Origin of the sequence: Streptomyces rubrogriseus, from assembly GCF_027947575.1 — a bacterium.
GTDB classification, from domain to species: domain Bacteria; phylum Actinomycetota; class Actinomycetes; order Streptomycetales; family Streptomycetaceae; genus Streptomyces; species Streptomyces rubrogriseus.
This window is the reverse complement of record NZ_CP116256.1, coordinates 7748728-7769008: the sequence shown is the minus strand read 5'-3', so window position 1 is coordinate 7769008 and position 20281 is coordinate 7748728. Positions and strand designations below refer to the sequence as shown.

Sequence of the window (20281 nt, the reverse complement as noted above, 5' to 3'; positions counted from 1 at the left end):
GGAAACGGACAGGAAGAGCCGCTTCTCACCGGGATCTCTCAAGGAACTGACAGTTCGCGACAGGCAAGGCTCCCTAACGTCCGGGGCATGCGATCCGAGCCTGTCACCGCCTCCCGAGCCGCCACGCGCGGTCGTCGTCGCAAACGCGGCACCGCGCCCGCCGAGGGGCCCGTGTTCGTCGACAGCACCGGACGCCGGGCCCGGCTGCTGCGCCGGCTGGGTCTGCTGGTGGGAGCCGTGTGCGTCGGCTACACGGCCGTCCTGGGCCTGGCCTTCATGGGTGTCGGCATCTCGGTCAACCCGTCGTCGCTGCTGCCCTTCGGCGTCGGCGGCGGTGGTGGACCCGAGGGCGGCCCGGGTCCCGGCGGCGGTACGCGTCCGCAGGGCGGCGTCGCGCCCACGGGCGTGCCGCCGAGCCCCGCACCCTCCGTCTCGCCCAGTGCGGTCCCCAGCGCCGCCACCACCGCCCCCACCGACTGACCGGACGCCCCCACGCTCATGACCACGCCCACCTCATCCCCCACCCCGCCCGCGCGGGGCCGCCGCCGTGCCCCCTCCCGGATGGAACGGGCCGCCGGCCGGGCCGCCGCACTGCAACGCCCGCGTGTCCTCCTCGCCCTGCTCCTCCTGCTCGCGCTGACCTGCGTGATGCTCCTCGACGGCTATCTGCGCGCCGAGGTCGGCGGCGACCAGCGGGTACGCACCGGGGCCTCGGCGAGCGACGTCCCCGACGACGTGCTCGACGGCGGGCCGATCCTGTCCTTCCCCGGCGGACAGCCCACCACCGTCTCCGTCCCGGACAAGACGATCGTGCTGACCTTCGACGACGGCCCCGACCCCACCTGGACGCCCCAGGTGCTGGACATTCTCGAGAAGTACGACGTGCCCGGCACGTTCTTCCTGGTCGGCTCGATGGTCTCGCGCCACCCGGGGATCGTGCGGGACATGGTCGAGCAGGGCAACGAGGTGGGCGTCCACACCTTCACCCACGTCGACCTCTCCTACCAGAGCCAGGCCCGCGTCACCCGAGAGATCGAGCAGACCCAGCTCGCCCTGGCGGGTGCGGCCGGCATCACCACCACGCTGTTCCGGGCGCCGTACTCCTCCCAGACGGACGCCATCGACAACTACAGCTGGCCCGTCTACGAGAGCCTCGGCGCGGACGGCTACACCAGCGTCTTCATCGACACCGACAGCGACGACTGGAAACGGCCCGGCGTCTCGAAGATCGTCGAGTGGGCCACGCCGGAGGACGACGAGGGGGCCTCCGTCCTCTTCCACGACGCCGGGGGCGAGCGGTCGCAGACCATCGAGGCGCTGCCGAAGTACATCGAGAAGATGAAGGCGAAGGGGTACACCTTCACCACGGTCAGCGGTGTCATGGCCGATCAGCGGCCCACGGGCGGGCCCTCCGCCGCGGCGCCGGACACGACCGGTTCCGGCGACAGCCTCCAGGCCGCCCACCACGAGGCCACCGGCGCCACCCTCTACGAGGGCAGGGCGCTGATCGCGGCCGTCGCCGTCGCCGAGTGGACGGTCCCCGCGCTGTCGGTCGGGCTCGTCGTCGTGGGCGTGGCCGTCATGGGCCGGTTCGCGATGATGCTGGTCCTCGCCCGCCGCCACCACCGGCAGCGCAACAGACGCCGCTTCAGCTGGGGCCCGCCCGTCACCGGACCGGTGAGCGTGATCGTCCCGGCGTACAACGAGAAGGAGTGCATCGAGGCGACCCTGAGATCCCTGGCCCGCAGTACGCACCCGATCGAGATCATCGTCGTGGACGACGGTTCGACGGACGGCACGGCGGACATCGCCGAGTCCCTCGGACTGCCCGGCGTCCGGGTCGTGCGGCAGGCCAACGCCGGCAAGCCCGCCGCCCTCAACAACGGCGTCCGGCACGCCCGGTACGACATCGTCGTGATGATGGACGGCGACACCGTCTTCGAGCCCGACACCGTACGGCACCTGGTGCAGCCCTTCGCCGACCCCGGCGTCGGCGCGGTCGCGGGCAACGCCAAGGTCGGCAACCGGCGCACCCTCATCGGCGCCTGGCAGCACATCGAGTACGTGATGGGCTTTAACCTCGACCGGCGCATGTACGACCTGCTGCGCTGCATGCCCACCATCCCCGGCGCGATCGGCGCCTTCCGGCGCGCGGCGGTCCTCCAGGTGGGCGGCATGAGCGACGACACCCTCGCCGAGGACACCGACATCACCATCGCCCTGCACCGCGCGGGCTGGCGGGTGGTCTACGAGGAGCACGCCCGCGCCTGGACGGAGGCGCCCGGGTCGCTCGGCCAGCTCTGGTCGCAGCGCTACCGCTGGTCCTACGGCACGATGCAGGCGCTGTGGAAGCACCGCCGGTCGCTGACGGACAAGGGCCCCTCGGGACGCTTCGGGCGGGTCGGGATGCCGCTGGTGGTGCTCTTCCAGGTGGTCACGCCGGTCTTCGCGCCGCTCATCGACGTGTTCACCGTCTACTCGATGCTGTTCGTCGACTTCCGCGCGGCGCTCCTCGCGTGGCTCGCGGTGCTGGGCGTGCAGCTGGTGTGCGCGGCGTACGCCTTCCGGCTCGACCGGGAGAAGTACCGGTACCTGCTGATGATGCCGCTCCAGCAGCTGGCGTACCGGCAGATGATGTACCTCGTCCTCATCCACTCCTGCGTCACCGCGCTGACCGGCGGGCGGCTGCGTTGGCAGAAACTGAAACGGACCGGCGAGGTGGGGACGCCGGCGGGGACCGGCTGATGGGCGCGCACAGCAGGGGCGCCGTGCGCACCGTGCCGGGTGAGGAGGGGGCCGCCCCGGCGGTCCGGGACCGCTACTTCGACACCCTGCGGGCCCTCGCCCTCGTCCGGGTCGTCGCGTACCACGCGTTCGGCTGGCCCTGGGCCGGGCTGGTCTTCCCGTCCATGGGGATCATGTTCGGCCTGGGCGGCACCCTGATGGCCCGCTCGCTGCGGCGTCCCGCCGCCACGGTGCTCAGGAACCGGCTGCGCCGCCTGCTGCCGCCGTTCTGGTGCTGGGGCCTGTTCGTGGTGGGCGCGATGCTGGCGCGCGGCTGGATGCCGGGGTGGCAGATCGTCTACTGGGTCGTGCCGCTCGGCGACCCGCCGGGCAGCGCGTGGGGCGAGCAGGCCTGGGAGATCCTCTGGTACCTCAGGACGTACCTGTGGTTCGTGCTGCTCTCCCCGTTGCTGCTGCGGGTCTTCCGGCTCGCGCCCGTGCCGGTGCTGCTGCTGTCGCTGGCGCCGGTCGTGGCGTTCCAGTTCCTCTGGCAGCCGCCGGAGAACCGCTTCGGCACCGGGCTGCTCGACCTCGCCACGTACCTCTTCTGCTGGATCCTCGGCTTCGCCCACCGCGAGGGCGTGCTGGGACGGCTGAAGCCGGCCGCGGTCGTCGTCCTGTCGCTCGCGGCCCTCGTCTGCGGCGCCTGGTACGCCTTCGCGCACCGGGCGGAGTACGGCACCTACGACCTCGACGACATCCCGCTCGCGCAGGCCTTCTGGTCGGCCGGGTTCGTGACGCTGCTGATGTACTCCAAGGCGCGGTTCCGGGTCGACTTCTCGGGACTGGTCCGGCTGCGGCGGCTGGACCGGCTGGTCACGGTGTTCAACGCCCGCGCGGTGACCGTCTACCTCTGGCACGAGCTGGCCCTCGTCCTGGCCGTACCGCTGATCGACCGGTGCTGGGACGTGCCCGCCTTCGAGGCGTACCTGCCGTTGGAGAGCCAGTGGTTCCTGCTCGGGGTGGGCTGGGCGCTGGTCGCGGTGTTCGTGCTGCTGTTCGGGTGGGTGGAGGACGTCGCCGCGCGGAAGCGGCCCCGTCTGCTGCCGTGAGCCCGTCGGCGGCGGCAGGGGCGGGTGCTGCAACAATGGGCCCGTGACCCGCGCCTCCCTGAACAAGCAGCCGCACGAAGTCGCCTCGATGTTCGACCACGTCGCGGAACGGTACGACCTGACGAACGCCGTGCTCTCGCTCGGCCAGGACCGGGCGTGGCGCAAGGCGGTCGCCAGAGCCGTCGACGCCCGCCCGGCGCAGAAGGTCCTGGACCTGGCGGCCGGCACGGCGACCTCGTCCCTCCCCTTCGCCCGCACCGGCGCCTACGTCGTCCCCTGCGACTTCTCCCAGGGCATGCTCAAGGTCGGCAAGGAACGGCACTCCTGGCTGCCGTTCACCGCGGGCGACGCGACGCGGCTGCCGTTCAAGGACGACGTCTTCGACGCCGTCACCATCTCCTTCGGGCTGCGCAACGTCCAGGACACGGACGCCGCGCTGCGCGAGATGTACCGGGTGACGCGGCCCGGCGGCCGGGTCGTCATCTGCGAGTTCTCGCACCCGACCTGGGCGCCGTTCCGCACCGTCTACACCGAGTACCTGATGCGCGCCCTGCCGCCGGTGGCCCGCGCGGTGTCGTCCAACCCCGACGCGTACGTCTACCTCGCCGAGTCCATCCGGGCCTGGCCCGACCAGCCGGCGCTCGCCGCGCGGCTGGGCAAGGCCGGCTGGTCCAGGGTCGCGTGGCGCAACCTGACGGGCGGCGTGGTGACCCTGCACCGCGGCTTCAAGGCGAGCTGAGCGCGGCGCAGTAGGACGGCGGTTCCCCCGGCTCCGCCAGCTCCCGGCGGAGCCCGCCCAGCGGCGGACGGGGCACGCGCGGCTCGCGGATGCCCCCGCCGCCCTCACCCTCGCCGAAGTCGAACCACACGTACACCACGGACTCGCGCGGCACCTGCGCACCGGGCCGCGGATACTGGCGTACGACGTGGTCGACGACGGCGGCCCGGAGATCGGGCCGGTCCGGCGCGTACAGGGACAGACCCTGGACGTGGGCGGTCTCGTACGCGTCCACGGCCATGAGGCCGACCAGGCGCGGGACGCGGACATCGGGCTGCTCGGACACCAGTCGCACGGACGTCACCCCCAGCGGTACCCGGCACAGTAGCGCCGCCCGCGCACCGCCCGGAAGCGTCAAGTGGCTGACTGTGACATTCGGTTACCCTGAGTGATGTCGGGGTTCTGCCGCTGGTGCAGGTCGAGGCGGTAGCAGTGCCCCCGCTGCTCGGAGGACGGGATCGTGAAGACCTCGGCGAGCCGCATGCCCAGCCGCTCCGTGACCGCGATGGACCGGGCGTTGCGCGCGTCGACCATCGCGACCACTTCCGCCACACCCGCACCGCGCACCCGCTCCAGCGTCTGCCGCGCGGCCGCCGTGACGTACCCCCTGCCCCAGTGCGCCCGGCCGAGCCGCCAGCCGATCTCGATCTCGCCCTTGGGGCCCCAGTCCCCCGGCCACGGCTGGGCGCCGGTGAACCCCACGACCTGCCCGGACTCGTCCACCACGGTCCACAGGCAGAAGCCGTGCTCGGCGTCGTGCCGGCGCTGGCGGGCGGTCAGCTCCTCGTAGACGGACAGCTCCGCCGCCCTCCCGCCGTGGAACTCCATGACGTCCGGGTCGTCGAAGATCCGGTGCCAGGCGACGGCGTCCTCGTCGGTGGGGACGCGCAGCCGTACAACGGGGAGAGGTCGCTTCACTGGGCAGCCCTTCAGCCGGGTGGTCGGTGACGCTGAATAGACTGCCCATGACCAGTGCCGGTCGGCACGCAGATTCCGAACTTGGGGAGATCCCGCCGTGACCGTCGAGACTGAGCCGCTCTCCGAGAACACCGCCGACGTCATCGTCGTGGGCGCGGGGCCGGCCGGCTCCACGACCGCGTACCACCTGGCCAGGTCGGGACTGGACGTCCTGCTCCTCGAGAAGACCGCGTTTCCCAGGGAGAAGGTCTGCGGCGACGGCCTCACCCCGCGCGCGGTCAAGCAACTCGTCGCCATGGGCATCGACATCTCCGAGGAGGCCGGCTGGCTGCGCAACAAGGGCCTGCGCATCATCGGCGGCGGCTCGCGCCTCCAGCTGGACTGGCCGGATCTCGCCTCCTTCCCCGACTACGGACTCGTCCGCAAGCGCGACGACTTCGACGAGCAGCTCGCCCGGCAGGCCCAGAAGGCGGGCGCCCGGCTGTACGAGCGCTGCAACGTGGGCGCGCCGATCGTGGACGACCGCACCGGCCGCATCACCGGCGTGCACGCCAAGCTGGGCGAGGACAAGCGCGAGGTGACCTTCCACGCGCCGCTGGTCGTGGCCGCCGACGGCAACTCCACCCGGCTGTCCCTGGCGATGGGCCTGCACCGCCGCGAGGACCGCCCGATGGGCGTCGCCGTCCGCACCTACTTCACCTCGCCCCGCCACGACGACGACTACCTGGAGTCCTGGCTGGAGCTGTGGGACCGGCGCGGCCCGCAGGACCGCCTGCTGCCCGGCTACGGCTGGGTCTTCGGCATGGGCGACGGCACCTCCAACGTCGGCCTGGGCGTCCTGAACACCTCCGCCGCCTTCAAGGAACTGGACTGGCGCGAGATCCTCAAGGCCTGGTGCGCGTCCATGCCCGAGGACTGGGGCTACACCCCGGACAACATGACCGGCCCGATCCGCGGCGCCGCGCTGCCCATGGCCTTCAACCGCCAGCCCCACTACACCAAGGGCCTGCTCCTCGTCGGCGACGCCGGCGGCCTGGTGAACCCCTTCAACGGCGAGGGCATCGCCTACGCCATGGAGTCCGGCCAGATCGCCGCCGACGTCGTCGTGCAGGCCCACGCGCGGGCGACGTCGGCCCAGCGCGAGATCGCCCTGCAGCGCTACCCGCGCGTCCTGAAGGACACCTACGGCGGCTACTACAACCTGGGCCGCGCCTTCGTGAAGCTCATCGGCAACCCGAAGGTCATGCAGATCGCGACCCAGCGCGGCCTCACCCACCCGGTCCTGATGAAGTTCACCCTGAAGATGCTCGCCAACCTGACGGACCCGACGGGCGGCGACGCGATGGACCGCATCATCAACGGACTGAGCAAGGTCGCGCCGAAGGCGTGAACCGAGGGCCCGGCCGAAGGCTGGGCCCTGAGGCCGGGCTCCGGTGCCGGGCTCCGGTGCCGGGCCCGGGGGCCGGTCAGGCGGCGAAGGCCGCGGCGTTGGCGGCCCGGCGCGCGAAGACCTCCTCGCGCCGGTCCGCCGACTGCCGCAGCGCCGCCTTCCGCTCCCGGCCGGAGAGCCGGTCCAGGTAGACGTGCCCGTTCACGTGGTCGGTCTCGTGGGCGAGGCAGCGCGCGAAGTAGCCGGTGCCCTCGATGGCGAGCGGCGCGCCGTCCTTGTCCAGGCCGCGCACGACGGCCCGGTCGGGCCGCGGTACGGCCATGACGGCGCCCGGCACGGACAGGCACCCCTCGCCCTCGTCGAGCAGCCGGCGCGCGGCCGGGTCGAGGGCGTCGAGGACAGGGTTGACGATGTGTCCGACATGTCGGACACCGTCGTCGTCCGGGCAGTCGTAGACGAACAGGCGCAGGTCCACCCCGACCTGATTGGCCGCCAGTCCGGCCCCTTCCGCGACGTACATGGTGCGGAACATGTCGTCGATCAGCGCGGCGAGGTCGGGTCCGAACTCGGTGACGTCCCGGCACGGCCGGTGCAGCACCTGCTCGCCGACCTCGGTGACGCGCCGCACCGCTCCGCGCCGTGCCTCGGGCGCGAACGGGGGGTAGGAGGCGGTGGGCCGCCCCTGGACGAAGACGCTCGGCATGACGTTCTCTCCTTCGGCTCGTGGACGGGCCGGCGGGAACCGGCCCGCGCGCCGAGCATGCCAGGAGAGGCCGCAGGGCCGCAGCCCCCGAGCGGCTGCGGCCCTGTCGCGCGTGTACGGGTGGGTGCGGCTTACAGCACGCGCACCGCGCCGCTCGGCGGGTCGTAGGAGAGCGGCTTCTCCACGACGCCCGTGGAGGAGTTCTGCGCGCCGACGAACATGCCGCCGCCGACGTAGACACCCACGTGGTACGCGCTGCCCGCGCCGCCCCAGTAGAGGATGTCGCCCGGCTGGAGGTTGTCCAGCCCGACCTGGGTGCCGGCCGTCGACTGCGCCTGGGAGACGCGGGGCAGGCTGATGCCGACCTGCTTGAAGGCGGCCTGCACGAGACCGGAGCAGTCGTAGGCGGACGGGCCGGTGGCGCCGGAGACGTACGCCTTGCCGACCTGGGCCTGCACGAAGGAGACGACGGCGGCGGCCGAACCGGTCGCCGTGGACGTGCTGGTGCCGGTGCTGCTGCCGGTGGAGGAGCCGGTGTCCGAGGATGCGCTCAGGGTGGTGCGCTCGGCGGCGCGCGAGGCGCGCTCGGCGGCCTCCTTGCGCGCGGCCTCCTCGGCCTTCTTCTTGGCCTCCGCGGCCTTCTTCTTGGCCTCGGCGAGGTCCGTCTTGGCCTGCTTGGCGGCCTTGGCGGCCGCCGCGTCACGCTCGGCCTGCAGCTGGTAGCTCGCGGCCGCCTGCTGCGTGACGTCCGCGGACTGGGCGACCTGAGCGGCCAGGTCGGCCGTCAGGGTGGGCAGTTCGAGGGTCTGCGTCACGGGTTCGGCCGCGTGGGCCGCCCCCGACGCACCGGCCACTGCCAGGGTGCTGAGGACGCCACCGGCAACTCCGGTCCGCATCGCGATCGTCGACGCGCTGCGGCGGGGCTTCCGGTGGCTGCGTATGTGAGCGGTGTGGGACATAGGGACAACCGGTATCAGTAGCTCCTCCATACCTTCAAGAAACGTGTCCTGCGCCACAGTTGTTCAATCGGGCCGCCGAATCCCGGGCGTGTCGCTCTTTATTGACGCCGTAACGGACATTGCGGACGGGCCGTAACCGGCCTGTGATCACGGTCTTTGATCGTTACGCCCGAATTGCCCCGCGCTTACCACTTGTTGGGGCACTTGGCCAAGCCCGGTTCTCAGACGCCTCTCATGAATGTGGCACAGGTCACGGAACGGTTACCCCGGCGCACGCGTCCGTCGCGTGCGAGGCGTCGGCCGTGTCACCCGCGCCCGCTCGTGAACGCGCGCACGTGTCCACATCACTCACGGTGCTCCCCCTGACGTGTGAACGCCTCCTCTATCAAGGGCGGACGTCCAGCGCCAATTTGCATGCAAGGGAACCATCTTGATATTGAGACGCACCCCGCTCAAGCCCTCTGGCCAGCGACGACGAGCGAAAATGTCACCTCTGGTGATCAGGTGAACGCTTCTTGTGTGAAGATCACTGCTCATCCGACTTCATGATCGTTCGTCAGGTGGTGGAGATCACAAAGCTTGTGCAATACCCCGTGTCGCAGATCACAGAGTGTCGGGCATAGGATGCGAGGCAGTTGGGCTTGTGACCTGCTTCACATGTTCGCGATCTTCGTCGGGACGGGCGGGGCTCGTGGGGCTGTTGGGGCGGCTGTGAGTCCAGTGCAACCGCCAGCAGTCAGTGCCGACTGAGAGGAGCGAGGAGCGGTGAACGCGTATGCGCCCATCCTCGTACTGGGAGCCCTCGGGGCAGGCTTTGCGATCTTCTCCGTGGTGATGGCCACGCTGATCGGTCCGAAGCGGTACAACCGGGCGAAGCTCGAGGCCTACGAGTGCGGCATCGAGCCGACCCCCACGCCGGCCGGCGGCGGGCGCTTCCCCATCAAGTACTACCTGACGGCGATGCTCTTCATCATCTTCGATATCGAGATCGTCTTCCTCTACCCCTGGGCCGTCACCTTCGACGCCCTGGGGATTTTCGGGCTCGTGGAGATGCTGCTCTTCGTGCTCACCGTCTTCGTCGCGTACGCGTACGTATGGCGGCGCGGCGGCCTGGAATGGGACTGAGGGGCCATTGACATGGGACTCGAAGAAAAACTGCCGAGCGGCTTCCTGCTGACCACCGTCGAGCAGGCCGCGGGCTGGGTGCGCAAGTCGTCGGTCTTCCCGGCCACGTTCGGCCTCGCCTGCTGCGCCATCGAGATGATGACCACCGGCGCCGGCCGCTACGACCTGGCGCGCTTCGGCATGGAGGTCTTCCGCGGCTCGCCGCGGCAGGCGGACCTGATGATCGTCGCGGGCCGGGTCAGCCAGAAGATGGCGCCGGTGCTGCGGCAGGTCTACGACCAGATGCCGAACCCGAAGTGGGTCATCTCCATGGGGGTCTGCGCCTCCTCGGGCGGCATGTTCAACAACTACGCCATCGTCCAGGGCGTCGACCACGTCGTCCCCGTCGACATCTACCTCCCCGGCTGCCCGCCGCGGCCCGAGATGCTGATGGACGCCATCCTCAAGCTCCACCAGAAGATCCAGGGCTCCAAGCTCGGGGTCAACGCCGAGGAAGCGGCCCGCGAGGCGGAGGAGGCGGCGCTCAAGGCCCTGCCCACGATCGAGATGAAGGGGCTGCTGCGGTGAGCGACGCGAACAACACCGCGGGTGACGCGAACGAGGTCAACCCCGAGAAGGACCTGTCCGCGGAGAACCTCCCCGGCCAGCGGGGCCAGGGCGGCGAGGAGATCCGCGTCCAGCGCGGCATGTTCGGCGCCAACAACGGCGGCGACACCTCCGGCTACGGCGGCCTGGTCCGCTCCGTCCGGCTCCCCGGACCGGCGAGCCGGCCCTACGGGGGCTGGTTCGACGAGGTCGCCGACGAGCTCGAGGGCGCGCTGGAGGAGCAGGGTCTCCTGCCCGACAACGCCATCGAGAAGACGGTCGTCGACCGCGGCGAGATGACCTTCCACATCGAGCGCGAGCACCTGGTCCGCGTCGCCCGCACCCTGCGCGACGACCCGGCCCTGCGCTTCGAACTGTGCACCGGCGTCAGCGGCGTCCACTACCCGCACGACAAGGGCCGCGAGCTGCACGCCGTCTACCACCTGCGCTCGATCACCCACAACCGGCTGATCCGCCTCGAAGTCAGCGCCCCCGACGGGGACCCGCACATCCCGTCGCTGGTCTCCGTCTACCCGACCAACGACTGGCACGAGCGCGAGACGTACGACTTCTTCGGCATCGTCTTCGACGATCACCCGGCCCTGACGCGGATCATGATGCCGGACGACTGGCAGGGCTTTCCGCAGCGCAAGGACTACCCCCTCGGCGGCATCCCCGTCGAGTACAAGGGCGCCCAGATCCCGGCTCCGGACCAGCGGAGGTCGTACTCGTGAGCACTTCCCACGCCTCCCCCAGGGAGACGACCGAGGGCACCGTCTACACGGTCACCGGCGGCGACTGGGACGAGGTCGTCCAGTCCGCGGCCCGCGCCGACGACGAGCGCATCGTCGTCAACATGGGTCCGCAGCACCCGTCCACGCACGGCGTGCTCCGCCTCATCCTGGAGATCGACGGCGAGACGGTCACCGAGGCCCGCTGCGGCATCGGCTACCTGCACACCGGCATCGAGAAGAACCTCGAGTACCGGACCTGGACGCAGGGCACCACGTTCGTGACGCGCATGGACTACCTGACGCCGTTCTTCAACGAGGCGGCGTACTGCCTGGGCGTCGAGAAGCTCCTCGGCATCGAGGACCAGATCCCGGACCGGGCCACGATCATCCGGGTCCTGCTGATGGAGCTGAACCGGCTCTCCTCGCACCTGGTGGCCATCGCCACCGGCGGCATGGAGCTGGGCGCCACCACGATCATGATCTACGGCTTCCGCGATCGTGAACTGATTCTCGACATCTACGAGCTGATCACCGGCCTGCGGATGAACCACGCGTACATCCGCCCGGGCGGCCTCGCCCAGGACCTGCCGCCGGGCGCGGTGGACCAGATCCGCGAGTTCGTGAAGAAGATGAACAAGAACCTCCCGGAGTACGACAAGCTCGCCACCGGGAACCCCATCTTCAAGGCCCGCATGCAGGACGTCGGCTACCTCGACCTGGCCGGCTGCATGGCGCTCGGCGCCACCGGCCCCGTCCTCAGGTCCACCGGTCTCCCGCACGACCTGCGCAAGACCCAGCCGTACTGCGGCTACGAGACGTACGACTTCGACGTCCCGACCGCCGACACCTGCGACTCCTACGGCCGCTTCCTGATCCGGCTGGAGGAGATGCGCCAGTCGCTCAGGATCGTCGAGCAGTGCCTGGACCGGCTCCAGCCCGGCCCGGTCATGGTCGCCGACAAGAAGATCGCCTGGCCCGCGCAGCTCGCCCTGGGGCCGGACGGCCTGGGCAACTCCCTCGACCACATCAAGAAGATCATGGGTACCTCCATGGAGGCCCTGATCCACCACTTCAAGCTGGTCACCGAGGGCTTCCGGGTACCGCCGGGACAGGCGTACACGGCGGTCGAGTCACCCAAGGGCGAACTGGGAGTGCACGTCGTCTCCGACGGCGGCACCCGCCCCTTCCGGGTCCACTTCCGCGACCCGTCCTTCACCAACCTGCAGGCCATGGCGGCGATGTGCGAGGGCGGCCAGGTCGCCGACGTCATCGTCGCGGTGGCGTCCATCGACCCCGTGATGGGAGGCGTCGACCGGTGACCACCTCTTCTTCGGAGCGGGGCGTCAGCCTGGGCATGCCGGAACTGCCCGCGCCCGCCTACCCGGACGACGTCCGGGCCCGGCTGGAGACCGACGCGCGCGAGATCATCGCCCGCTACCCGGACTCCCGGTCCGCCCTCCTGCCGTTGCTGCACCTCGTGCAGTCGCAGGAGGGACACGTCACACGCACCGGGATGCAGTTCTGCGCGGACGTGCTGGACCTCACCACGGCCGAGGTCACCGCGGTCGCCACCTTCTACACCATGTACCGGCGCCGGCCGAGCGGCGACTACCAGGTGGGGGTCTGCACCAACACGCTGTGCGCGGTGATGGGCGGCGACGCCATCTTCGAGTCCCTCCAGGACCACCTCGGCGTCGGCAACGGCGAGACCACCGAGGACGGCAAGGTCACCCTGGAGCACATCGAGTGCAACGCGGCCTGCGACTTCGCGCCGGTCGTGATGGTCAACTGGGAGTTCTTCGACAACCAGACCCCGGCGAGCGTCAAGGCCCTCGTCGACGACCTGCGCGCGGGACGGCCGGTGACGCCGACGCGCGGTGCTCCGCTGTGCACCTTCAAGGAGACCGCCCGGATCCTGGCGGGCTTCCCGGACGAGCGGGACGGCGCCGTCGCGGCCGGCGGCAGCGCGGGTCCCGCCTCCCTGGCCGGCCTGAGGCTGGCGAAGGGCGAGGCGTCCGCCGCGCGCGTGGTGCACCCGCGGGACGGCGGACCGCACGACGCGCCGCAGGACCGGGCCGTGCACGACCCGTCCCCGACGGAACACCTCAGCTCGCACGACGCGCCGCAGGACACATCGGCATCCGACCCTTCCAACCCGGCAGGGCCTACCGCCGAGGAGGGGGAGTGATGACCGTGGCAGCCGAGATCAGGGGCAGCAACCCGGAGAAGCTGCTCGCACCCGTGCTGTCGGCCTTCTGGGACGAGGACGAGTCGTGGACTCTCGACGTCTACCGGAGGCACGAGGGGTACGAGGGGCTCCGCAAGGCGCTGGCGATGGCGCCGGACGACCTGATCGCGTACGTCAAGGAGTCCGGTCTGCGTGGACGCGGCGGTGCCGGGTTCCCGACGGGGATGAAGTGGCAGTTCATTCCCCAGGGGGACGGCAAGCCTCACTATCTAGTTGTCAACGCCGACGAGTCGGAGCCGGGGACCTGCAAGGACATCCCGCTCCTCTTCGCGAACCCGCACAGCCTCATCGAGGGCATCGTCATCGCGTGTTACGCCATCAGGTCTTCGCATGCCTTCATCTATCTGCGTGGTGAAGTCGTCCCAGTGCTGCGGCGGTTGCACGAGGCCGTGCGCGAGGCCTACGCGGCCGGCTTCCTCGGCGAGAACATCCTGGGCAGCGGACTCGATCTCACCCTCACCGTGCACGCGGGCGCGGGCGCGTACATCTGCGGTGAGGAGACCGCGCTGCTCGACTCGCTCGAAGGCCGCCGGGGTCAACCGCGGCTCCGTCCCCCCTTTCCTGCCGTCGCGGGCCTCTATGCGTGCCCGACTGTGGTGAATAACGTCGAATCGATCGCTTCAGTTCCCGCGATCCTGAACAAGGGCAAGGACTGGTTCAGGTCGATGGGCAGCGAGAAGTCCCCGGGCTTCACGCTCTACTCGCTCAGCGGCCACGTCGCGGGACCCGGCCAGTACGAGGCCCCGCTCGGCATCACGCTGCGCCAGCTCCTCGACATGAGCGGCGGCATGCGCCCCGGCCACCGGCTCAAGTTCTGGACGCCCGGCGGTTCCTCGACGCCGATGTTCACCGACGAGCACCTCGACGTCCCCCTCGACTACGAAGGAGTGGGCGCCGCCGGTTCCATGCTCGGCACCAAGGCGCTCCAGTGCTTCGACGAGACAACCTGCGTCGTGCGCGCCGTCACCCGCTGGACCGAGTTCTACGCCCACGAGTCCTGCGGCAAGTGCACACCGTGCCGCGAAGGCACGTACTGGCTCGTCCAGTTGCTGCGCGACATCGAGGCCGGCAAGGGACAGATGTCCGACCTCGACAAGCTGAACGACATCGCCGACAACATCAACGGCAAGTCCTTCTGCGCCCTCGGCGACGGTGCCGCCTCGCCGATCTTCTCCTCGCTCAAGTACTTCCGCGAGGAGTACGAGGAGCACATCACGGGCCGCGGCTGCCCCTTCGACCCGGCCAAGTCGACGGCCTGGGCCGACCGCACGGAGGTGAAGGCATGACCGTGACCACCAGTACTCCCTCGGGAGGGGGAGCGGCGGCGGTCCCGCCGGAGGATCTCGTCACGCTGACGATCGACGGCGCCGAGATCAGCGTGCCCAAGGGCACCCTGGTCATCCGGGCCGCCGAGCAGCTCGGCATCGAGATCCCCCGGTTCTGCGACCACCCCCTCCTCGACCCGGCCGGCGCCTGCCGCCAGTGCATCGTCGAGGTCGAGGGCCAGCGCAAGCCCATGGCGTCCTGCACCATCACCTGCACCGACGGCATGGTGGTGAAGACCCAGCTCACCTCGCCCGTCGCCGAGAAGGCCCAGCACGGTGTGATGGAGCTGCTGCTCATCAACCACCCGCTGGACTGCCCGGTCTGCGACAAGGGCGGCGAGTGCCCGCTGCAGAACCAGGCCATGTCGCACGGCCAGGCCGACTCACGCTTCGAGGGCAAGAAGCGGACCTACGAGAAGCCCGTACCGATCTCCACGCAGGTGTTGCTCGACCGCGAGCGCTGCGTGCTGTGCGCCCGCTGCACCCGGTTCTCCAACCAGGTCGCGGGCGACCCGATGATCGAGCTGATCGAACGGGGCGCGCTCCAGCAGGTCGGCACCGGCGAGGGCGACCCCTTCGAGTCGTACTTCTCCGGCAACACCATCCAGATCTGCCCGGTCGGCGCCCTGACTTCTGCGGCCTACCGGTTCCGCTCCCGCCCCTTCGACCTGATCTCCTCGCCGTCCGTGTGCGAGCACTGTTCCGGCGGCTGCGCGACCCGCACCGACCACCGGCGCGGCAAGGTCATGCGGCGCCTCGCGGCCAACGAGCCCGAGGTCAACGAGGAGTGGATCTGCGACAAGGGGCGCTTCGGCTTCCGGTACGCCCAGCAGCGCGACCGGCTCACCACGCCCCTGGTGCGCAACGCCGAGGGCGAGCTGGAGCCGGCCTCCTGGCCCGAGGCGCTGCAGATCGCCGCGCAGGGACTGCTCGCCTCCAGGGGCCGCACCGGCGTCCTGACCGGCGGACGGCTCACCGTCGAGGACGCCTACGCGTACAGCAAGTTCGCGCGCGTGGCGCTCGACACCAACGACATCGACTTCCGCGCGCGCGTGCACAGCGCCGAGGAGGCCGACTTCCTGGCCGCCCGGATCGCCGGACACGGCCGCGACCTCGACGGCACCGGCGTCACCTACACCTCGCTGGAGAAGGCGCCCGCCGTCCTGCTGGTCGGCTTCGAGGCCGAGGAGGAGGCGCCCGGCGTCTTCCTCCGGCTGCGCAAGGCCTGGCGCAAGCACGGCCAGAAGGTCTTCTCGCTGGCCACGCACGCCACGCGGGGCCTGGAGAAGGCGGGCGGCACCCTGCTCCCCGCCGCTCCCGGCACCGAGACCGAGTGGCTGGACGCCCTCGCCAGCGGCGTCGGCCTGGAGGAGGGCGGCACCCAGGCCGCCGAGGCCCTGCGCGCCGAGGGCGCCGTGATCGTCGTCGGTGAACGGCTGGCGTCCGTGGCCGGAGGCCTCACCTCCGCCGTACGGACCTCGGCGGCGACCGGCGCCCGGCTGGTGTGGATCCCGCGCCGGGCCGGGGAGCGCGGCGCCATCGAGGCGGGTGCGCTGCCGTCGCTGCTGCCCGGCGGACGCCCGGCGACCGACCCGCGCGCGCGTGAGGAGGTCGCCGCCCTGTGGGGCCTGGCCGACCTGCCGCACCGCTACGGGCGCGACACCGGCGAGATCGTCGAGGCCGCGGCCCGGGGCGAACTCCAGGCGCTGCTCGTGGCGGGCGTGGAGGTCGCCGACCTGCCCGACCCCACGCGTGCGCGTGCGGCACTGGACGAGGCCGGGTTCGTGGTGTCGCTGGAGCTGCGGCCCGGCGAGGTCACCGAACGCGCCGACGTGGTCCTGCCCGTCGCCGCGGTCGCCGAGAAGCCCGGCACCTTCCTCAACTGGGAGGGCAGGGTGCGCTTCTTCGAGGCCGCGCTCAAGCCCGACCAGATGACCCGGCGCCTGGCTCCCACCGACGCCCGCGTCCTGCAGATGCTGGCCGACGCCATGGACGTACACCTGGGCCTGCCCGATCTGCGCACCACGCGCGCGGAGATCGACCGGCTCGGCGCCTGGGACGGGCCGCGGGCCGGTGAGCCGCTGCAGACCGCGAGCGCGCTGCCGCGGCCGGCCGCCGGAGAGGCCGTACTGGCCGGGCACCGGCTGCTGCTCGACCAGGGACTGCTGCAGCAGGGCGACGAGGCACTCGCAGGCACCCGGCACGCCGCCCGCGCGCGGCTGTCGGCCGCAACCGCCGCCGAGGCGGGCGTCAAGGACGGCGACGTCCTCGCCGTCACCGGTCCCGCCGGAGCCGTCGAACTCCCGCTGCAGGTCACCGAGATGCCCGACCGGGTGGTCTGGCTTCCGCTGAACTCGGCAGGCTCCGGCGTCGCCTCCGACGCCGGGGTACTGCCCGGAACCCTCGTCCGCATCGGTCCGGCGACGCCCGCGGGCGCCGCCCCCAAGGAGGTGGAGGCATGAGCCCGTACCTCGCCGCTGAAGACCTCTCGATGTTCGGCACCGATCCCTGGTGGCTGGTCGTCGTCAAGGCGGTGTTCTGCTTCGCCTTCCTGATGGTGACCGTGCTGTTCTCCATCGTGTGGGAGCGCAAGGTCGTCGCCTGGATGCAGCTGCGCATCGGTCCGAACCGGCACGGCCCCTGGGGCATGCTCCAGTCGCTCGCCGACGGCATCAAGCTGATGCTCAAGGAAGACCTCGTCGTCAAGCGCGCCGACAAGGCGGTCTACATCCTCGCGCCGATCGTGGCGGCCATCCCGGCCTTCATGGCGATCGCGGTGATCCCCTTCGGGCCGGCCGGCAACGAGGTCTCGATCTTCGGCCACCGCACCGCCATGCAGCTCACCGACCTGCCGATCGCGATGCTGTTCATCCTGGCGGTCGCCTCGGTCGGCATCTACGGCATCGTGCTCGCCGGCTGGAGCTCCGGATCGACGTACCCGCTCCTCGGCGGCCTGCGCTCCTGCGCCCAGATGATCTCCTACGAGATCGCGATGGGTGCCGCGTTCGCCTCGGTCTTCCTCTACTCCGGCTCGATGTCCACCTCGGAGATCGTCGCCCAGCAGGACGACCGCTGGTACATCGTGCTGCTGCCGGTCTCCTTCATCCTCTACATCGTCACCATGGTCGGCGAGACCAACCGCGCCCCCTTCGACATGCCCGAGTCCGAGGGCGACCTGGTGGGCGGCTTCAACACCGAGTACTCGTCGATCAAGTTCGCGATGTTCATGCTCGCCGAGTACGTGAACATGGTGACGGTCTCGGCGGTCGCCACCACGCTGTTCCTCGGCGGCTGGCGGGCCCCCTGGCCGATCAGCACCTTCTGGGAGGGCGCCAACCACGGCTGGTGGCCGCTGCTCTGGTTCGTGGTCAAGGTCCAGTTGCTGCTGTTCTTCTTCATCTGGCTGCGCGGCACTCTTCCCCGGGTCCGCTACGACCAGTTGATGAAGCTCGGCTGGAAGGTCCTCATCCCGGTCTCCCTGGTCTGGCTGATGCTGGTCGCGACCGTGCGGGCGCTCAGGAACGAGAACTACGGCTTCAGCGACATCGCCCTCTACATCGGCGGCGGCGTCCTGGTCCTGCTGCTGTTGTCCTTCCTCGTCGACATGTACCGCGACAAGGGCGGCAAGGCCGCCGACCAGCCTGCCGAGGCCGGGACCGGGGCCGGGACGGAGGCCGCCTTCGACCCGATGGCCGGCGGATTCCCCGTCCCGCCGATGCCCGGACAGCAGGTGCCGCCGGTGCCCAGGCGCCGTCCCCGCCGGGAGCGGGAGCTGATTGTCAGTGGTGGGCCCGATACTCACAGTGACGGACCTGCGGGCGGACCTACGGATGGAAAGGAGGCGTCCGATGGCTGAGGAACGCGAAGAACACAGGGACAACACGGAACACGTGGATCACAAGGGGACCGACCCCGGATTCATGAACCCCGTGGCCGGCTTCGGCGTGACCTTCAAGGCCATGTTCAAGAAGCGGCTGACCGAGCAGTACCCGGAGCAGCAGAAGACCACCGCTCCGCGCTTCCACGGACGGCACCAGCTCAACCGCCATCCGGATGGTCTGGAGAAGTGCGTCGGCTGCGAGCTGTGCGCCTGGGCATGTCCCGCCGACGCCATCTACGTCGAGGGCGCGGACAACACCGACGAGGAGCGCTACTCGCCGGGCGAGCGGTACGGCCGCGTCTACCAGATCAACTACGCCCGCTGCATCCTGTGCGGCCTGTGCATCGAGGCGTGCCCCACGCGCGCGCTGACGATGACCAACGAGTTCGAGCTGGCCGACTCCAGCCGCGCCAACCTCATCTTCACCAAGGACCAGTTGCTCGCCGGTCTCGAGGAGGGCATGGTCGACTCGCCGCACGCCATCTACCCGGGCACCGACGAGCAGGACTACTACCGGGGCCTGGTCACCGAGGCCGCGCCCGGCACGGTCCAGCAGGTCGCCCACTCCAAGGGGGAAGTCGTCCAGGAGGGCGACTCGACCTTCGGCGCGACCGAGCCGGCGTCGGAGGAGGTGATCCGCCGATGAGCGCGCAGCTCGCCGCCGCGGCGACCCTCTCCGCCGGCACCTCCACCGGAGAGGCCGTCCAGTTCTGGATCCTCGGCACGGTCGCGGTGATCGGCGCCCTGTGCACCGTCTTCATGAAGAAGGCCGTGCACAGCGCGCTGTGCCTCGCCGGGACGATGATCATTCTGGCGGTGTTCTACCTCGCCAACGGCGCCTACTTCCTCGGCATCGTGCAGATCGTCGTCTACACCGGCGCCATCATGATGCTGTTCCTGTTCGTGGTGATGCTCGTCGGCGTCACCGCGGCGGACTCGCTGAAGGAGACCATCAAGGGCCAGCGCTGGCTGGCCCTGCTGTCCGGACTCGGCTTCGGCATCCTGCTGATCGCCGGCATCGGCAACGCCTCCGTCTCCGAGTTCACCGGACTCGCCCAGGCCAACGCGAACGGCAACGTGGAGGGCATCGCGTCCCTCATCTTCACCAAGTACGTCTTCGCCTTCGAGATCACCGGCGCCCTGCTCATCACGGCGGCGGTCGGTGCCATGGTGCTCACCCACCGCGAGCGCACCGAGCGCGCCAGGACCCAGCGCGAGCTGTCCGAGCAGCGCATCCGCGAGGGCAAGCACCTGCCGCCGCTGCCGGCACCCGGCGTGTACGCCCGGCACAACGCGGTCGACATCGCGGGGCTGCTCCCCGACGGCACCCCCTCCGAGCTGACCGTCAGCAAGACGCTGCGCGAGCGGGGCCAGATCCGCGACGTGTCGATGGAGGCGCTGGGCGACCTGAAGGCGCTGGAGCAGCGGGCCGAGGACCGGCTGGAACGCAAGGCGGTCGGCCCCGACAACTCCAAGCAGTCCGAGGAGGCGTCGAAGTGAACCCCGTCAACTACCTCTACCTCGCGGCCCTGCTGTTCACGATCGGTGCCACCGGCGTGCTGATCCGGCGCAACGCGATCGTGGTCTTCATGTGCATCGAGCTGATGCTCAACGCCTGCAACCTCGCGTTCGTCGCCTTCTCCCGCATGCACGGCAACCTCGACGGCCAGATCATCGCCTTCTTCACGATGGTCGTCGCCGCCGCGGAGGTCGTGGTCGGGCTCGCGATCATCGTGTCCCTGTTCCGTTCCCGCCACTCGGCCTCGGTCGACGACGCCAGCCTGATGAAGCTGTGAGGGG

General features: G+C 70.4%; 20 protein-coding genes. 16 read left to right on the top strand and 4 right to left on the bottom strand.

What is annotated here, in order from left to right; translation table 11 throughout:
• Positions 1 to 87 precede the first annotated feature (87 nt).
• Genes Sru02f_RS34920 through Sru02f_RS34905 form a run of 4 tightly spaced genes read left to right on the top strand, consistent with a single transcriptional unit; the run spans position 88 to position 4575 of the window.
• The gene (locus Sru02f_RS34920) at positions 88 to 480 is read left to right on the top strand and encodes a hypothetical protein (RefSeq protein WP_109035717.1); all 393 of its coding nucleotides are present in this window, start codon (positions 88 to 90) and stop codon (positions 478 to 480) included.
• 18 nt (positions 481 to 498) lie between these two features.
• The gene (locus Sru02f_RS34915; protein ID WP_109035720.1) at positions 499 to 2745 is read left to right on the top strand and encodes a bifunctional polysaccharide deacetylase/glycosyltransferase family 2 protein; all 2247 of its coding nucleotides are present in this window, start codon (positions 499 to 501) and stop codon (positions 2743 to 2745) included.
• Positions 2745 to 3836 (top strand): acyltransferase family protein, encoded by a 1092-nt coding sequence (locus tag Sru02f_RS34910; RefSeq protein WP_109035722.1) that lies wholly within the window; start codon positions 2745 to 2747, stop codon positions 3834 to 3836. The genes Sru02f_RS34915 and Sru02f_RS34910 overlap by 1 nt, the downstream gene beginning before the upstream one ends.
• A 43-nt stretch (positions 3837 to 3879) precedes the next feature.
• Positions 3880 to 4575, top strand: coding sequence for a demethylmenaquinone methyltransferase (locus Sru02f_RS34905; protein ID WP_109035724.1), 696 nt, complete (start codon positions 3880 to 3882; stop codon positions 4573 to 4575).
• Here the strand turns inward: Sru02f_RS34905 and Sru02f_RS34900 are convergent.
• On the bottom strand, positions 4562 to 4909 hold the full coding sequence (locus Sru02f_RS34900; RefSeq protein WP_109035850.1) for a PASTA domain-containing protein: 348 nt from the start codon (positions 4907 to 4909) through the stop codon (positions 4562 to 4564). The two genes, Sru02f_RS34905 and Sru02f_RS34900, sit on opposite strands and share 14 nt — an antisense overlap.
• 59 nt (positions 4910 to 4968) lie before the next feature.
• Positions 4969 to 5532, bottom strand: a complete 564-nt coding sequence (locus tag Sru02f_RS34895) for a GNAT family N-acetyltransferase (protein ID WP_109035726.1) — start codon at positions 5530 to 5532, stop codon at positions 4969 to 4971.
• Positions 5533 to 5629: 97 nt separating this feature from the next.
• Here Sru02f_RS34895 and Sru02f_RS34890 point away from each other — a divergent pair, with 97 nt between their 5' ends.
• Positions 5630 to 6922: a geranylgeranyl reductase family protein gene (locus tag Sru02f_RS34890; protein ID WP_109035728.1), complete on the top strand. Its 1293-nt coding sequence runs from the start codon at positions 5630 to 5632 to the stop codon at positions 6920 to 6922.
• A gap of 76 nt (positions 6923 to 6998) precedes the next feature.
• On the opposite strand, the gene def is transcribed toward Sru02f_RS34890, so the two are convergent.
• Together def and Sru02f_RS34880 are read right to left on the bottom strand one after the other, a co-directional pair.
• Positions 6999 to 7625: a peptide deformylase gene (def, locus tag Sru02f_RS34885; RefSeq protein WP_109035730.1), complete on the bottom strand. Its 627-nt coding sequence runs from the start codon at positions 7623 to 7625 to the stop codon at positions 6999 to 7001.
• Positions 7626 to 7756: 131 nt separating this feature from the next.
• Positions 7757 to 8584, bottom strand: a complete 828-nt coding sequence (locus Sru02f_RS34880; RefSeq protein WP_109035732.1) for a C40 family peptidase — start codon at positions 8582 to 8584, stop codon at positions 7757 to 7759.
• 765 nt (positions 8585 to 9349) lie between these two features.
• On the opposite strand from Sru02f_RS34880, the gene Sru02f_RS34875 reads away from it, so the two are divergent.
• From Sru02f_RS34875 to nuoK, 11 genes are read left to right on the top strand one after another with little or no spacing between them, the layout of a single operon-like run.
• Entirely contained in the window at positions 9350 to 9709 is a 360-nt protein-coding gene (locus Sru02f_RS34875; RefSeq protein WP_003974383.1) for an NADH-quinone oxidoreductase subunit A, read from the top strand.
• Between the two features lie 12 nt (positions 9710 to 9721).
• Positions 9722 to 10276 carry a NuoB/complex I 20 kDa subunit family protein gene (locus Sru02f_RS34870; protein WP_031035164.1) on the top strand — a complete coding sequence of 185 codons (555 nt, stop codon included), beginning with the start codon at positions 9722 to 9724 and terminating at the stop codon, positions 10274 to 10276.
• A complete protein-coding gene (locus tag Sru02f_RS34865; protein ID WP_109035734.1) occupies positions 10273 to 11028 on the top strand; it encodes an NADH-quinone oxidoreductase subunit C in 756 nt (251 codons plus the stop codon). The genes Sru02f_RS34870 and Sru02f_RS34865 overlap by 4 nt, the downstream gene beginning before the upstream one ends.
• Positions 11025 to 12347, top strand: coding sequence for an NADH-quinone oxidoreductase subunit D (locus Sru02f_RS34860; protein WP_030145370.1), 1323 nt, complete (start codon positions 11025 to 11027; stop codon positions 12345 to 12347). Before Sru02f_RS34865 ends, Sru02f_RS34860 begins: the two co-directional genes overlap by 4 nt.
• Complete coding sequence (nuoE, locus tag Sru02f_RS34855; protein ID WP_109035736.1) at positions 12344 to 13216, top strand: NADH-quinone oxidoreductase subunit NuoE; 873 nt, start codon at positions 12344 to 12346, stop codon at positions 13214 to 13216. The genes Sru02f_RS34860 and nuoE overlap by 4 nt, the downstream gene beginning before the upstream one ends.
• Positions 13213 to 14562 (top strand): NADH-quinone oxidoreductase subunit NuoF, encoded by a 1350-nt coding sequence (gene nuoF, locus Sru02f_RS34850; protein WP_003974379.1) that lies wholly within the window; start codon positions 13213 to 13215, stop codon positions 14560 to 14562. Before nuoE ends, nuoF begins: the two co-directional genes overlap by 4 nt.
• Positions 14559 to 17063 (top strand): NADH-quinone oxidoreductase subunit G, encoded by a 2505-nt coding sequence (locus Sru02f_RS34845; RefSeq protein ID WP_109035738.1) that lies wholly within the window; start codon positions 14559 to 14561, stop codon positions 17061 to 17063. The genes nuoF and Sru02f_RS34845 overlap by 4 nt, the downstream gene beginning before the upstream one ends.
• Positions 17060 to 18457: an NADH-quinone oxidoreductase subunit NuoH gene (gene nuoH, locus Sru02f_RS34840; RefSeq protein WP_109035740.1), complete on the top strand. Its 1398-nt coding sequence runs from the start codon at positions 17060 to 17062 to the stop codon at positions 18455 to 18457. The genes Sru02f_RS34845 and nuoH overlap by 4 nt, the downstream gene beginning before the upstream one ends.
• A complete protein-coding gene (nuoI, locus tag Sru02f_RS34835) occupies positions 18450 to 19127 on the top strand; it encodes an NADH-quinone oxidoreductase subunit NuoI (RefSeq protein WP_162833256.1) in 678 nt (225 codons plus the stop codon). Before nuoH ends, nuoI begins: the two co-directional genes overlap by 8 nt.
• Positions 19124 to 19981, top strand: coding sequence for an NADH-quinone oxidoreductase subunit J (locus Sru02f_RS34830; RefSeq protein WP_109035742.1), 858 nt, complete (start codon positions 19124 to 19126; stop codon positions 19979 to 19981). The genes nuoI and Sru02f_RS34830 overlap by 4 nt, the downstream gene beginning before the upstream one ends.
• Positions 19978 to 20277, top strand: a complete 300-nt coding sequence (gene nuoK, locus Sru02f_RS34825) for an NADH-quinone oxidoreductase subunit NuoK (RefSeq protein WP_003974374.1) — start codon at positions 19978 to 19980, stop codon at positions 20275 to 20277. Before Sru02f_RS34830 ends, nuoK begins: the two co-directional genes overlap by 4 nt.
• Positions 20278 to 20281: the final 4 nt, after the last annotated feature.

What these genes read in the sequence shown, in the direction of transcription:
- Sru02f_RS34920 (WP_109035717.1), top strand. Translation starts at nt 88, where the DNA reads ATGCGATCCGAGCCTGTCACCGCCTCCCGAGCCGCCACGCGCGGTCGT.
- def (WP_109035730.1), bottom strand. Translation starts at nt 7,625, where the DNA reads ATGCCGAGCGTCTTCGTCCAGGGGCGGCCCACCGCCTCCTACCCCCCG.
- Sru02f_RS34870 (WP_031035164.1), top strand. Translation starts at nt 9,722, where the DNA reads ATGGGACTCGAAGAAAAACTGCCGAGCGGCTTCCTGCTGACCACCGTC.
- Sru02f_RS34880 (WP_109035732.1), bottom strand. Translation starts at nt 8,584, where the DNA reads ATGTCCCACACCGCTCACATACGCAGCCACCGGAAGCCCCGCCGCAGC.
- nuoI (WP_162833256.1), top strand. Translation starts at nt 18,450, where the DNA reads ATGGCTGAGGAACGCGAAGAACACAGGGACAACACGGAACACGTGGAT.
- Sru02f_RS34910 (WP_109035722.1), top strand. Translation starts at nt 2,745, where the DNA reads ATGGGCGCGCACAGCAGGGGCGCCGTGCGCACCGTGCCGGGTGAGGAG.
- Sru02f_RS34830 (WP_109035742.1), top strand. Translation starts at nt 19,124, where the DNA reads ATGAGCGCGCAGCTCGCCGCCGCGGCGACCCTCTCCGCCGGCACCTCC.
- nuoH (WP_109035740.1), top strand. Translation starts at nt 17,060, where the DNA reads ATGAGCCCGTACCTCGCCGCTGAAGACCTCTCGATGTTCGGCACCGAT.
- Sru02f_RS34915 (WP_109035720.1), top strand. Translation starts at nt 499, where the DNA reads ATGACCACGCCCACCTCATCCCCCACCCCGCCCGCGCGGGGCCGCCGC.
- Sru02f_RS34845 (WP_109035738.1), top strand. Translation starts at nt 14,559, where the DNA reads ATGACCGTGACCACCAGTACTCCCTCGGGAGGGGGAGCGGCGGCGGTC.